A 13,510-nucleotide genomic window follows, 5' to 3' on the forward strand; every position below is an offset into this window, starting at 1 on the left:
CCCTGCGGCGGGGCGGTCCGGCGGCCTACCGTGCGGGACATGGGATGGCGGAACGGGACGGGCACCCTGCGGGTCGGTGGCGGCGGGGCGGTGCCGGTGGAGATCGCGGCCTCGTACCGGGCGCGGGCTCGGGGCCTGCTCGGGCGGGACGGGATCGACGGGGCGATGCTGCTGACGCCGTGCGGGAGCGTGCACACCTTCCGGATGCGGTTCGCGATCGACGTGGCGTACCTGGACCGCGACCTGACGGTCCTCGCCGTCGTCCCGGCGATGCCGCCGGGACGGCTCGGGCTGCCCCGGCCGCGCGCCCGTCACGTGCTGGAGGCGGAGGCCGGGGCGATGGAGCGTTGGGGGGTGCGGCCGGGCGTCCGGCTCACCGTGGACGTGCCGGTCACGGCGGACCCGGACCGAGCAGCGTGAACGCCCCGTACACGGCGGAGGCCAGCGCCGACACGGCCAGCACCGCGCCCGCGTACCGGGGGCGCAGCCGGACGAGGGCGACGGCCGCCGGGAGCAGCAGCGGGAACGCGGGCATGATCAGGCGCGGTCGGGAGCCGAAGTACGCGGCGCCGACGAGGGACACCGCGACCACGGCGAGGGTGTAGACGAGGACCGGCAGCGGGTGGCGCTGCCGCACGCACAGCCACACCGCCCAGCCGAGCACCGCGAACGCCGCGAGGAGCCCCACCCCGGCGAGCGGCTGCGGCCCGGTCAGCTGCGCCAGGACGAACCGGGCGAGGGCGGCGCCCCCGTCGATGCGGTTGCCCCAGCCGGCCTGGACGTCGAAGTACGCGGTGGGGCTGCCGGTCCGTACGGCGACGTACACGACGTACCCCAACCAGCCCAGCGGCGCCAGCAGCACCCCGGCGGCGAGCCCGGGCGTGACGCGGCGCTCCCGGACGACGGTGGCGAGCGCGGCGACGCCGAGCGCGGCGATCAGCGCGACGGCGGAGGGCCGGGTGAGCCCGGCCAGCACCACGAGGACGCCCGCCCGGATCCAGTGGCCGCGCAGCACGGCGTACAGCGACCAGGCGGCGAACGCCGTGAACAGCGTCTCCGTGTACGCCATGGACTGCACGAACGCCGTCGGGTACACGCCCCACAGCACCGCCAGGACGACACCGGCGCGCCGTCCGGCGACGTGCGCGCCGACCGCGTAGACACCCCAGGCGGCGACGAGCGACGCCGTCCAGGCGACGACCAGCCCGGCGGGGGCGACGCCGATCGGGAGCACCGCGGACAGGGCGCGCTCCAGGGCGGGGAACAGCGGGAAGAACGCCAGGTCGGAGTGGACGGTGCCGTCCGGGAGGGTGATCTCGTGGCCGTATCCGCGCTCGGCGACGCGGGTGTACCAGACGGCGTCCCAGCGGCCCATGAGCCGGTGCCACGCGTCCTCCCCGCTCGCAGTGGCCGCGCCGAAGAGGACGGCGAGACCGGTGAGGCGTGCCGCCGCGTAGCCCAGCAGCGCGAGGGCGGCGGCGTTCGGACGACCGGGACGGTTCGGGCGGCCGGGACCGTCGGGGTGACCAGGGCGGTTGGGGTGGCCGGGGCGGGGGTCTTCGTCCGCCGCGGCTGTCCGGGCGGGTGGGGCCGTTCGGTCCAAGGGCACCGGCCGATTATGTCCGCCGTCCGGACGCGGCCGGTCGGAGAATGCCGGGAAAGCAGTGTGAGGTACGTCCCGGTGAACCCGAAAGCGTCGCCGCAGGCACAGCGGCCGGTCGCCCCGGCGCCGAAAACGCCACCGCAGGCACAGCGACCGGCCGGCCCGGCAACGGGAGCGTCGCCGCAGGCGCGGGGGCTCCCGACGGGACCCGGGCGCCGTCGGCGTCGACCCGGTGTGCCCAGGTGGCACCCGGGGCGGGGCGGGGTGGCGGGGCGCTACCCCGCGGCCGTCCCCCGGCCGCTCCTGCCGTTGGCCGCCATCCGCCGCCGGGTGCCGGTGGTCCGGTTGCCGTTCAGCCGCCGGTCGGGAAGGAGACCTCCACGCGGCGGTTCTTGCGGCGGCCCTCCTCCGTGCTGTTGTCCGCGATCGGGTACTGCTCGCCGTAACCGCGGATCTCGTACGTGATGTTCTGCGCCGCCAGCAGCGGCGACAGCACGCCGTGGACGGCGTCGGCGCGCTGCTTGGACAGGACGTCACCGTGGGCGGCGGAGCCGAGATCGTCGGTGAAGCCGAAGACGCGGATCTTCGTGGCGTTCCGCTTCTTGATCTCCTCGGCGATCGCCGCGATGCGGGAGTTCGCCTCGGGCGTCAGCTTGGCGCTGTCCTTGCCGAACAGGACTTCGGCCTGGAGCGCGAACTTCAGGTTGGTGTTGGTCTCCTCGCGGCGCTCCTCTCCGCCCTCGGACTCCACGATGGAGACGATCGGCAGCACCTTCGCGGCCGCCAGGGTGGCGCCCTCGCGCATCTTCAGCCCCGGTGCGGTCGGGTCGACCTCGGGGACCGGCGCGGACGCCTCGGTCCCGGGCGGCACGGCACCCGGGGTCTCGTCGGCGTGCGCGGCGGAGGGGGCGGCGAGATGAACACCGGTGAGGAGGACGAGAACGGCGAGGAGACCGGGGCCGGGACGGCGGGTGGGGGCACGCATCATGAGATCTCGATGGTCGCGGGGGACATCTTCGGCAGTTGGAACTCCACCTGCGTGGTCGTCGCCGGGGGAGCGGGGAACTGGGCGAAGATCACGATGGACTCACCCGCCTTCACGGTGGTCACCCCGGTGGTCGTGAGCGGGAAGCCCTCCGTGTCCCGCAGCACGTAGTAGCGCTTCTTGTCCGTCTTGTCGATGAGCGTGGCGCCGGCGAAGGACGGTCCGGTCTTCTTCACCTGGAGCTCCTCGCCGTTCCATTCGAGAGGAGCGTCGAGCGTTCCGGACGTGGGGTTCTTCAGTGTCCCGGTCACCGTCAGGAAGCCGCCCTGGTCCCTGGCGGCGCTGTGGATGACGAGTTCGAACCCGCCGGCCCCACTGAGTGTGGCGAGCGTTCTGCTGGTGTCCGGGCCGCCCCCCTCGTCCTTGGGGGGATCCTGCTCCACGGGGGCGGACGAGGCGCTGCCCGCCTTGCCCGGCGGCTTCCCGCCGCCCTCGTCGCCTCCGGTGTCACCGCCGCAGGCCGTGAGCAGGAAGGCCAGCGTCACCGCCGCCATGCCCGTCGTGGCACTACGCGCGGTCGCTCCGCATCGCATACCCATGAATGCCATTCCCTTTGCGTTCCTTCGCGGTCAGTCCTCGGCGAGCCGCACCTCGAAGAGGTCGGCCACGTCCGGAAGATCCTTCGGATCCAAGTCGAGGACGGAGTCCTCGCAGTCCAGTGATCCCGGCGACGGCGAGTCCTCGTCGTCGGCCGGTTCGAAGGCGCAACGGGGAACGACGACCGCCGTGGCCGTCACCACGGCGTGCTCCCCCTCCGTACCCGGCAGGATCGTGTCGCCCACCGGCTTGCGCGACCGCACCGTCACCGTGAAGCCCCAGCGGCCGTCGGCGAGCGCGTAGCAGCCTTCCACCGTCGCGCCGTTGCGGGCGGCGTACGCGTGGCTCGCCCCGCAACCGTCCTCGCCCACCAGGTCACCGTCGAACAGGTCGCTCCAGCCCGGGATGTCGAGGCCGCCGAGGACGAGCCGGTCCCTGGACTCCTTGGCCGCCGCCAGCGCCGCGGCGTCCGCCGCCGACTGCGCGCCGTTGCGGGTCGCCCCGGCCTGTCCCACCGCGAAGAACGCGAGCGCGAGAAAGAGCAGACTCGCCACCATGAACACATAGAGCGGCGACGCCTGCCCGGTCTCGCGGCCGCAGCGGTCCGCGCCCCTCAGCCGCCGATGATCTTGCTGACCTGGGAGCGCAGGCCGGACGCGATGGTGTTGCCGATGCCGGAACCGACCAGCGCGGCGATGATCACCCCCACCAAGATGATGATCCCCACGTACTCCACCGCCCCCTGGCCCCGGTCCCCCCGGCGCTTCAGGGCGGTCGTCGTGGTGTGCGCCCAGGTGCCCACGTACACCTTGGCCTGAGTCAGGGCCTTCAGTGCGATGTTCGACATTGCGGTCCCCTCCGGGGTCGGGATGGTGCGGGTCTTCGGTGCCGTGTGCGCGTGGTGCGGGGTGTGCCCCGGAGGTCACGCGGGTGGGGGCGTGACCGTACGCGGGGCGGGCCCCCTTCATCATGGGGCTCGGAGCCCGTCCATGGGCCCGAATCGGCGACTGGGGCCGGAAACGGTGGTCAGTCATGGTCTGTCGCGCCCCCCGTCGTCTCCCGTTGACTCAGCAACGAATGTGCCACATCCGCTTGCGGAAGCGAAGCGTCTTCCACACATTCGGTCGAGCGGTCACCGCCCCCTCCCCTCCGGTGCGACCGGGTTGTTGACGGTGTGACACGGGTGTCCGCCGCCGGGGCGTATGCGGTTGCAGACGTTCTTCGCCGCCGCGCCCGCGTCCTTCCGCCCGTCACCGACCGCCCAGCAGGTCCGCCAGGTCGACGCCGGAGCCGTAGTAGAAGCTCAGCGTGATGAGGATCATCGTGGCGGGCAGCATCACCAGCGTCACCACGAGGGTGGTCTTCGGGACGGCCTTCGCCGCCGCGCGGCGGGCGTTCTGGGCGTCGGTGCGGCGCATGTCGTTGGCGATCTGGATGAGCGTGTCGACGATGGGCGCGCCCAGTTCCTCGCCCTGCTGGAGGGCGGTGACGAACATCGACACCTGTTCGGAGGCGTTGCGCCTGCGCAGTTGGTCGAAGGCGTCGCGGCGGCTGACGCCCATGTCCATCTGACGCAGGGTGATGCGCAGTTCGTCGGCCCAGGGGCCGGAGTACTTCTCCGCGACCCGTTCCAGCGCCTGGCGGAAGCCGAGTCCGGCGGAGACGACGACGGCGAGGACGTCGAGGAAGTCGGGCAGGGTGCGTTCGATGTCGTCCCTGCGGCGCCGGATCGCCATGCGCAGCAGTACGTCCGTCCAGGTCAGCCCGTACGCGAGGACGACCGCCGCGACGACGGGCTGGCCGCGCAGCAGCATCGCCAGCGCGGCGGCCACGCCGAGGGCGCCGTACACGGCGCGCCGGGCGGCGTACCGGTCGACGGTGAGGCCGCCGGGGTTGCCCGCCATGTCGAGGCGGCGGCGCAGGGCGTCGACGCGCCTGGGGCCCATGAGGCGCAGCACGGACGGGGCCCAGCGCATGCCGAGCCGGTCGACGCCGGAGCCGACGGCGGTCGTGCGCGTGGCGCCGACCTCCAGGGCGACGGCCAGGTCGCCGGGCAGTTCGGCCTCGGCGCGGTACAGGCGCACGCCGTGGAAGATCCCGTACACGGCGAGCGCCGTCAGCGCGGCCAGCAGGAGGACCATGTCCCGTTCCCCTCCTCTTCCTCTTCCCGGTGCCTCAGACCCGGACCCTGGACAGTCGGCGGATCATCACGAACCCGGCGGTGTACAGCGCGAACGCGACGACCGAGCCGGCCTGTCCGGCGAACGACCCCGTCATCTCGTCCAGCGCCCCCGGGTTCATGCCGTTGATCATGAGGAGGAAGCCGAGGCCGAGGAGGGGCAGGGCGAACGCGGTGACCTTGACCTGCGAGAGCAGGGTGGTGACCTCGCGGCGGGTCTCCTTGCGCTCGTCGAGCGTGCCGGTGAGGTTGCGCAGCGAGCCGACGACCTGGCCGCCGGCCCGGTTGGAGAGGACCAGGGTGGTGACGAGGACGACGAGTTCGCGGGAGGGCAGCCGGTCGGCGAGGTCGCCGAGGGCGTCGTCGAGGCTGTGGCCGACGGCGAGTTGGTCGGCGACCCTGCGGAGTTCCTCGCCGGCCGGGTCGTCCAGTTCGTCGGCGGCCATGGAGATGGCGGTGCGCAGGGCGAGGCCGGCCTGGGTGGCGTTGGCGAGGACGCGGGTCAGCTCGGGCAGTTGGTTGATGAACGCCTCGGTGCGGCGCTGGCGTTGCCAGGTGAGGAACGCGTCGGCGCCCCACAGCCCGGCCAGGACGGCGAGGGCCCCGAAGAACGGGGCGAACACGGCGGCGGCCGTGACGTACAGGGCGAGGAGGCCCGCCAGGGCGTACACCGTGTACTCGGCGGGGGTGACGGCGAGGCCCGTGACGGCCAGTTTCCGTTCCAGGCGGCGGCCCAGCCCCGTCCGGCGCAGCCGGCGGTCCAGGCCGGGGAACCGGCGGCCGCGGCCGGCGGCGGGGGCGGGGCCCGTCTGGGCCATCCGCGCCACGAGCGCCTTCTGCTGCGCCCTGCCCGCGGCGTGGGCGTGCACGCCCAGGACGGCGAGGAAGCCGGCCAGGAGGGTGGCGCCGAGCGTCAGGAGCGGGAGGTTGTCCATCGTGTCGTCTGTCCGTCGATTCCGGGGGAGGGGGCTGCGGGGGTCACGCGGCTGTTCCGCGCAGGGCCAGTTCGGCGTCGCTGTGGGCGACGCCGAACGCGGCGGGGGTCGGCTCGTTGTGCATGTACAGCCGTTCGGCGACCCGCCGGGGCAGCGGGTGGTGGGTGAACCTGCCGTGGACGCGGCCGTCCGGGGCCATCGGCTGGGCCTCGAACCGGCAGACCGACACGATGCGGTACTCCTCCCGGCCGTGCGAGTCGACGATCGCGATCTCGGTGATCTTGCGGGCGCCGTCGGCGTGCCGGGTGAGCTGGACGATCACGTCGACGGCGCTGTTGATCTGGTCCCTGATGGCCGCGAACGGCACCTCCACCTCGGACATGGAGGCGAGGGTCTGGAGGCGGGTCAGGGCGTCCTCGGCGCTGTTGGCGTGGACGGTGGCGAGGGAGCCGTCGTGGCCGGTGGACATGGCCTGGAGCATGTCGAGGGTCTCGCCGCCGCGGACCTCGCCGACGATGATGCGGTCGGGGCGCATGCGCAGGGAGTTGCGGACGAGGTCGCGGATGGTGATGCGGCCCTTGCCCTCGACGTTGGCGGGACGGGACTCCAGGGTGATGACGTGGGACTGCTGGAGCCGCAGCTCGGCGGAGTCCTCGATGGTGACGATGCGCTCGCCGTCCGGGACGAGGCCGGACAGGGCGTTGAGCAGGGTGGTCTTCCCGGTGCCGGTGGCGCCGGAGACGATCACGTTGAACTTGGCGCGGACCAGTCCCGAGAGCAGCATCACCATGTGCTCGTCCAGCGATCCGAGGGCGACCATCTCGTGGAGCGTGAAGGCGCGGGGGAAGCGGCGGATGGTGAGGACGGGGCCGCTGAGGGAGAGCGGCGGGATGATGACGTTGACGCGCTCGCCGGAGGGGAGGCGGGCGTCGACCATCGGATTGGACTCGTCGACGCGGCGGTTGACGGTGGAGACGATGCGTTCGATGGTCTGCATCAACTGGTCGGTGGAGGAGAAGCGCATCGGGAGCCGTTCGAGGCGGCCGTGCCGCTCCACGTACACCTGGTCGGGGCCGTTGACCATGATCTCGCTGATGGAGGCGTCCTCCAGGAGCGGTTCGAGGATGCCGAGGCCGAGCGCCTCGTCGACGACGCGGCGGATGAGGTGGGAGCGCTCCGCGGACGACAGGACGGGGCCCTCGCGGCTGATGATGTGGCCGAGGACCCGTTCCAGGCGTACGCGGCGGTCGGCCGCCGGGAGGGCGGACATCTCCGCGAGGTCGATCTCCTCCAGGAGCTTGCCGCGGTAGACGCCGACGAGGTGGTCCTCCTCGCCGTCCCTCCCGCCGGCCGGCTCGGAGCTGGTGATGCGGGCCCGCAGGCTCATGGGGTCCCTCCCTCGCTGGTCGTGACGGGCATGGTGGTGGTCCGGGTGACCGGGTCGAAGCGGAGGAGGGGCAGGACGGCGGGGATGTCGACGGTCACGGTCGCCGTGACCTCCTCGGCGCCGGACGGGGCGCTGACCTCCGCGCCGTCCGCGAGCCAGGCGCTCATGGCGCCCCGTCCGGCGGCGGCGCCGTCGCCGCCCTGGGAGGCGACGCGGGCGGCGGCGCGGGCGGCGGTGCCGGCCTGCTGGGCGGCGTAGGCGACGATGCCGAGCTGGACGGCGGCGAGGGCGGCGATCAGGAGGATGCCGATCCAGCCCGCGAACTCGATCGCCGCCTGGCCCCGGTCGGAGCGCCCCCTCCGGTGGTGCGGGGCGCCGCTGTGGTGGCCGGTCACGGTCCTCACTCCCCCCGCTCGTCGGCCGCCGCCGCGTGGGCCCGGACGGTGAAGGGCAGGTTCGCGCCGGGGAAGAGGACGGGGACGCGGATGCTGACGTCGGCGGTGTACAGGTCGCCCGCGACGCCGCAGTCCGCGCTCGCCGACCACGCGCCGGACAGCGTCCTCCCGGCCGCGCCGGGGCAGTCGCCGCCGACCGCGCCCGCGCGGGCCGCCTCGTCGGCGGCGTTGCCGGCGAGGGAGTACGTGTAGCCGATGAGCGCCGCCTGCCAGAGCAGGAGCAGCACGCCGAGCACGAGCGGCACCATGCCGGTGAACTCCACGGCCACCTGCCCCCGGTCGCCGCGGCGGCGGTCGCCGCGTGCCGTTCCGGTCCGTGTGCCTCCCATGGGCCGCCCCTCCCCTCTCCGCTACTTCCTGCGTGCCTTGAGCAGCCTGCCCGGCCGGTCGCCGGTCGACTCCGGGGCCTTCACGAGGCCGAGTTCGCCGGCGAGCGCCCACAGGGCCTGCTTGACGGTCGACTTGGGGTCCAGCTCGTGCATGCGGCCCGCGTCGACGCACGGCTGGAGTTCCTTGAAGGCGGCGGGGACGGCGGTGCGGGCGACGCGCGTGCCGGTGATCTTCTCGACGAGGGCGGGTTGGATCTCCGTGTGGCGGGTGTGCCGGTTGACGACGGTCGTCGTGTCCTCGGCCTTGCGGATCTGGAGCCGGTCCCAGAGGCGGATCATGCGCTTGGCGGCGCGGACCGCGACGACGTCGGGGGTGACGACGAGGAGGGCCGTGTCGGCCATCTCGACGGCGGCGGCGTTCGCGGAGTCCATCTGCGTGCCGCAGTCGACGACGACGACCTCGTAGCGGTGGCGCAGGGCGCTGACGATCTGGCGGGCGGACCGGTCGGTGACCTCCTCGCCGCGTTCGCCGTCGGCGGGGGCGAGGAGCAGGGACAGGCCGGTCGGGTGGGTGTAGAGGGCGTCCTGGAGGACGCGGGGGGTGATGTCCTGGATGGCGGCGAGGTCGGCGGCGGAGCGGCGGAACTGCACGTCCAGGTAGGAGGCGACGTCGCCGGACTGGAGGTCGAGGTCGGCGAGGGCGACGCTGCGGCCGGAGGCGCGGGCGGCGAGGGCGAGCTGGACGGCGGTGACGGTGGTGCCGACGCCGCCCTTCGCGCCGCTGACGGTGACGACGGTGCCGCCCGGCCCGGTGGGGGCGTCCCCGGTCTGGCCGAGGTGGCGGCGGACGCCGGCGGCCCAGGCGGCGGCGGACTGGACGCGCTGGGCGAGCTCCTCGTACGAGAGGGGGACGCCGACCAGGCCGCGGGCGCCGGAGTCCATGGCGGCCGAGTACAGGCCGGGGCTCGTGTCGGCGGTGACGAGGACGACGCCGACGGCGGGGAAGCGGAGGGCGACCTCGCGGATCAGGTCGAGGGCGGGGACGGGGCCGATCCGCTCGTGGACGAGGACGACCTCGGGGAGGTCGTCGACGGAGTCGGCGGCCGCCCGGGCGAGGGTGTCGACGAGGGTGGTCGAGTCGCCGACCGGGGCGGGGGCGGCCTGCTCGGTGTCGGGGAGCTGGCCGAGCAGGGTGGTGATGGCGCGGGCGGCGTCGGGGTCGCCGACGGCGGGGAGGACGCGAATGGTCATCCTGCTGCCTGTCCCCTCACTTGTTCTTGTCTTCGTCGAGCGTGTACGTCGACTCGCCGGGCTTCGGGGCGGCGGAGCCGTCCTTCGGCAGCAGGGCGAGGCGCACGTGCTCGGCGAACGACTCGGCGTAGGCGACGCGCTGGGCGTCGGCGGTGGTGAGGGCGAAGGTGATCGGTACGGCCTCGCGGGCACCGCCGGCCGTGCCGCCGTCGCTCCTGCGCTGGTCGAGGGGGGTGAGCCTGCCGACGTCGAGGACGCGGGCACCGGCGACGATGAGCCGGGACTCGGCGACGGCGTTCTTGCCGCGCCCCTCGTCGTCGAAGGTGGCGAAGATGTTCACCCGCGCCCCGGCGGTGATCTTGCCGGCGACGCCGGTGGAGGCGTCGATCATGATGGCGATCTCCTGCTCGCCGCTCGCGAGGGCGGGCCGGTCGGCGACCATGTCCTTCTGGAGCAGGGAGCCCTTCCTGAGGTCCGTGACGGCGATCTTGCCCTGGACGGCGGAGAGGTCCCTGACGGCGTTGGCGGACAGCCACCGCTCCGGCATGGTGATCTTCTGGAAGTGGCCGGGCCTGAGGGGTTCGTAGGCCGGTACGTCCGCCTTGACGCGGTACGCCGCGACCTCCGGTCCGACCTTCGCCTGGACGTCGCTGACGATGACGACGACGCCGGCGAACGCGCCGAGGGCGCACAGGGCGGACAGGACGAGCAGGATGACGCCGCGGCGCTGACGTGCGTTCATGGGCGGGAGAACCTCGTGAGGTGGCGGGCGGGGGACGGGCGTGGAGGCGCGGGCGGGGCGCCGGGGCGGGTCATGGCGCGTGCCGTGCCGACGTGCCCGGGGGCAGGGCGGCGGGGCCGCCGGGGGCGCGGGGCTCGGGCGGGTGGGGCGGGGTGAGCGGGGCGGCGCAGAATCCGCAGCGGTCGCCGAGGAGTTCGATGCCGCACCAGGCGCAGGTCTCGCGGCGCACGGACGACACGAGCTGGTGCAGGACGGGCAGGTCGGGCAGGTACGCGGCGAACTCGACGAGCCGGGCGGTGCCCCACCAGTCGGCGGAGGCGGCGGGCACCGGGACCTCGTCGACGCCCTGGACGCGCCAGGCGGGGCCGAGGGTGTCGGTGACCCAGTCGGTGGTGAGCTGGCCGCGGGCGACGGCCATGCGGGTGGCGAAGTCGGGCCCGGGGAACGGGTCGCCGCCCTGGGAGCCGAGACGGAGGAGGCGGGGCTCCGGGTTGGCGAGGACGGCGAACTGGGAGCCGGGCATCCAGGACTTGGCGTGCGCCTTGAGGGTGACGGGGACCCGGTCGAGGCGGGCGACGGAGTTGAGTACGGCGCCGGTGTGGACGTAGTGGGCGAGCAGCCGGGCGGCGGTGGCGAGGACGCCGGGGCCGAAGTCGCAGACGGAGAGCTGGCGGAGCTGGCGGACGAGGACGGCGACGCCGAGCGGCGGCAGGTCCAGCGGCAGCAGGGCGACGCGGTCGCTCTCCAGGAGGGCGCGCACGGTGTGCAGGCGGCGTACGTGGGCGGTGGGGGTGGAGGCCGGGTAGAGGGCGACGACGTGCCCGTACTGCTCGACGAGGGTCCGCGTGTCGGCGAGGGCGGCGTCCAGGGGCTGGGTGTCGGGCGGGGGGAGCACGGCGGCGCCGGGGGTGTGGTGGTCGGTCGGTGGTAGCACCAGGTCGGCACTGGTGACGGCAATCGCGGTCGGCACGCTGGTTCCCCGTTCGGCTCCGGCCACCGGTGTTTCCGGCGTGTCGCAGTCGTCTGCGACACCTGTTCGCTCCGTGTGTGCTCCTGATCCCGCACTTTATCGGCGGGAACGGGGCTGGAGAACCGCTTTCGGACTCCTCGTGGTGGACCACGCGTTCCGCACGCCCCGTCAAATCGGGCGAAGAGGACATGAGTTGCCCGGTGCCCCACATCCGGGCGGGGACGGCACCCCCGACGCCGCCCCGGAACCTTGACAACGCGATTGGTCTGGACCAACTTGTACGGGCACGGAGCGCGGTGGCCACCGACTCGCACGCCTTCTCCCGATCCCCACTCCCCCACCCCCACTCCCCACCGGAGGAAGCAAGTGGACCGCACCAGACCGCTCGTCGGCGGCGCCCTCGCGCTCGCCGTCGCGTCCGGGCTCGTCCTGGCCGGCGGCGCCGGCACCGCGCAGGCGGAGGACCGCAACGTCGCCAGGAACGCCGGGTTCGAGTCCGGCCTCGCCGACTGGACCTGCTCCGCCAACAGCGGCACGGCCGTCGCCTCGCCCGTCCGCGCCGGCACCGCCGCCCTGAAGGCGACGCCCGCCGGGCATGACAACGCCCGCTGCTCCCAGACCGTGAAGGTGCAGCCGAACTCCACGTACCGGCTGAGCGCGTGGGTGCAGGGCGGGTACGCCTACCTGGGCGCGACCGGCACCGGCACGACCGACGTGGCGACGTGGTCGCCCGGCTCCTCCGGCTGGCAGCAGCTCACCACCAGCTTCACCACGGGGTCCGCCACCACCTCGGTCACCGTCTACACCCACGGCTGGTACGGGCAGGCCGCCTACCACGTCGACGACGTGTCGGTCTTCGGCCCGGACGGCGGCGGGGCCGGCGAGCCCGACCCGGTCGTGCCCGCGCCCCCGGCGGGGCTGGCCGCGGGGACGGTGACCTCGTCGTCCGTGTCGCTCTCCTGGAGCCCGGTGAGCGGCGCGACCGGCTACCACGTGTACCGGGACGGGGCGCGCGTCCAGTCCGTGTCCGGCACGTCCGCGACCGTGACCGGCCTCGCCGCCGACACGGCGTACGGCTTCCAGGTGTCGGCCACCAACGCCGCCGGCGAGTCCGCCCGGTCCGCGACCGTCACCGCCCGCACCGCGCCGGGCGGCACCAACCCGAACCCGAACGTGCCCAAGCACGCGGTGACCGGCTACTGGCAGAACTTCAACAACGGCGCGACGGTGCAGAAGCTGCGCGACGTCCAGGCCCAGTACGACATCATCGCCGTGTCGTTCGCGGACTCCACGACGACGCCCGGCCAGATCACCTTCAACCTCGACCCGGCCGTCGGGTACGCCTCGGTGGCGGACTTCAAGGCGGACATCGCCGCGAAGAAGGCCGCGGGCAAGTCGGTCATCCTGTCGGTCGGCGGTGAGAAGGGCAACGTCACGATCAACAGCGACGCCTCCGCGACGGCGTTCGCGAACAGTGCGTACGCGCTGATGCAGGAGTACGGCTTCAACGGGGTCGACATCGACCTGGAGCACGGCATCAACGCGACGTACCTGACGAAGGCGCTGCGCCAGCTCTCGGCGAAGGCCGGTCCGGGGATGGTCCTGACGATGGCCCCGCAGACGATCGACATGCAGAGCACGGGCACCGAGTACTTCAAGCTGGCGCTCGCCGTGAAGGACATCCTCACGGTCGTCAACATGCAGTACTACAACAGCGGCTCCATGCTGGGCTGCGACGGCAAGGTCTACTCGCAGGGATCGGTGGACTTCCTCACCGCGCTCGCCTGCATCCAGTTGGAGGGCGGCCTCGACCCGTCGCAGGTCGGCCTCGGCGTGCCGGCCTCGCCGCGCGGCGCGGGCAGCGGCTACGTCGACCCGTCCGTGGTGAAGAACGCCCTGGACTGCCTGACGCGGGGCACGGGCTGCGGCTCGTTCAAGCCGTCCAAGACGTGGCCGTCGCTGCGCGGCGCGATGACCTGGTCGACGAACTGGGACGCCACGGCGGGCAACGCCTGGTCGAACGCGGTCGGCCCGCACGTCCACAACCTGCCGTAGGCGGTGCGCGAGGGGCGCCGCG

Annotated in this window: 15 protein-coding genes; 2 read left to right on the top strand and 13 right to left on the bottom strand. The window is 73.5% G+C overall.

The window, feature by feature from the left end:
- The first annotated feature begins 39 nt into the window (after positions 1-39).
- Positions 40-420 carry a DUF192 domain-containing protein gene (locus tag RND61_RS22010; RefSeq protein ID WP_315879759.1) on the top strand — a complete coding sequence of 127 codons (381 nt, stop codon included), beginning with the start codon at positions 40-42 and terminating at the stop codon, positions 418-420.
- Here RND61_RS22010 and RND61_RS22015 read toward each other — a convergent pair.
- From RND61_RS22015 to RND61_RS22075, 13 genes are all read right to left on the bottom strand, one after another.
- Positions 392-1,603: a hypothetical protein gene (locus tag RND61_RS22015; RefSeq protein ID WP_391653892.1), complete on the bottom strand. Its 1,212-nt coding sequence runs from the start codon at positions 1,601-1,603 to the stop codon at positions 392-394. The genes RND61_RS22010 and RND61_RS22015 overlap by 29 nt on opposite strands.
- A 352-nt stretch (positions 1,604-1,955) precedes the next feature.
- On the bottom strand, positions 1,956-2,588 hold the full coding sequence (locus tag RND61_RS22020) for an OmpA family protein (protein WP_315879786.1): 633 nt from the start codon (positions 2,586-2,588) through the stop codon (positions 1,956-1,958).
- Positions 2,588-3,196, bottom strand: a complete 609-nt coding sequence (locus tag RND61_RS22025; protein ID WP_315879760.1) for a hypothetical protein — start codon at positions 3,194-3,196, stop codon at positions 2,588-2,590. Before RND61_RS22025 ends, RND61_RS22020 begins: the two co-directional genes overlap by 1 nt.
- Positions 3,197-3,217: 21 nt before the next feature.
- Entirely contained in the window at positions 3,218-3,802 is a 585-nt protein-coding gene (locus RND61_RS22030; protein WP_315879787.1) for a pilus assembly protein TadG-related protein, read from the bottom strand.
- On the bottom strand, positions 3,799-4,032 hold the full coding sequence (locus tag RND61_RS22035) for a hypothetical protein (protein ID WP_250334898.1): 234 nt from the start codon (positions 4,030-4,032) through the stop codon (positions 3,799-3,801). The genes RND61_RS22030 and RND61_RS22035 overlap by 4 nt, the downstream gene beginning before the upstream one ends.
- Positions 4,033-4,435: 403 nt before the next feature.
- Positions 4,436-5,326 carry a DUF5936 domain-containing protein gene (locus tag RND61_RS22040; RefSeq protein ID WP_315879761.1) on the bottom strand — a complete coding sequence of 297 codons (891 nt, stop codon included), beginning with the start codon at positions 5,324-5,326 and terminating at the stop codon, positions 4,436-4,438.
- Between the two features lie 34 nt (positions 5,327-5,360).
- Positions 5,361-6,299 carry a type II secretion system F family protein gene (locus tag RND61_RS22045; protein WP_315879762.1) on the bottom strand — a complete coding sequence of 313 codons (939 nt, stop codon included), beginning with the start codon at positions 6,297-6,299 and terminating at the stop codon, positions 5,361-5,363.
- 43 nt (positions 6,300-6,342) lie between these two features.
- Positions 6,343-7,686 carry a CpaF family protein gene (locus RND61_RS22050; RefSeq protein WP_315879763.1) on the bottom strand — a complete coding sequence of 448 codons (1,344 nt, stop codon included), beginning with the start codon at positions 7,684-7,686 and terminating at the stop codon, positions 6,343-6,345.
- On the bottom strand, positions 7,683-8,081 hold the full coding sequence (locus tag RND61_RS22055) for a TadE/TadG family type IV pilus assembly protein (protein WP_315879764.1): 399 nt from the start codon (positions 8,079-8,081) through the stop codon (positions 7,683-7,685). The genes RND61_RS22050 and RND61_RS22055 overlap by 4 nt, the downstream gene beginning before the upstream one ends.
- Before the next feature lie 5 nt (positions 8,082-8,086).
- Positions 8,087-8,470 carry a TadE/TadG family type IV pilus assembly protein gene (locus RND61_RS22060; protein ID WP_315879765.1) on the bottom strand — a complete coding sequence of 128 codons (384 nt, stop codon included), beginning with the start codon at positions 8,468-8,470 and terminating at the stop codon, positions 8,087-8,089.
- 21 nt (positions 8,471-8,491) lie between these two features.
- Complete coding sequence (locus RND61_RS22065; RefSeq protein ID WP_315879766.1) at positions 8,492-9,721, bottom strand: AAA family ATPase; 1,230 nt, start codon at positions 9,719-9,721, stop codon at positions 8,492-8,494.
- A 16-nt stretch (positions 9,722-9,737) separates the two neighbouring features.
- The gene (gene cpaB / locus RND61_RS22070) at positions 9,738-10,463 is read right to left on the bottom strand and encodes a Flp pilus assembly protein CpaB (protein WP_315879767.1); all 726 of its coding nucleotides are present in this window, start codon (positions 10,461-10,463) and stop codon (positions 9,738-9,740) included.
- A gap of 70 nt (positions 10,464-10,533) precedes the next feature.
- Positions 10,534-11,433 (bottom strand): hypothetical protein, encoded by a 900-nt coding sequence (locus tag RND61_RS22075; RefSeq protein WP_315879768.1) that lies wholly within the window; start codon positions 11,431-11,433, stop codon positions 10,534-10,536.
- A gap of 366 nt (positions 11,434-11,799) precedes the next feature.
- Between RND61_RS22075 and RND61_RS22080 the strand changes: the two genes are divergently transcribed.
- Complete coding sequence (locus RND61_RS22080; RefSeq protein WP_315879769.1) at positions 11,800-13,488, top strand: chitinase; 1,689 nt, start codon at positions 11,800-11,802, stop codon at positions 13,486-13,488.
- The last annotated feature ends 22 nt before the right edge of the window (positions 13,489-13,510 follow it).

The organism is Streptomyces tamarix (assembly GCF_032423885.1).
GTDB lineage: Bacteria > Actinomycetota > Actinomycetes > Streptomycetales > Streptomycetaceae > Streptomyces > Streptomyces tamarix.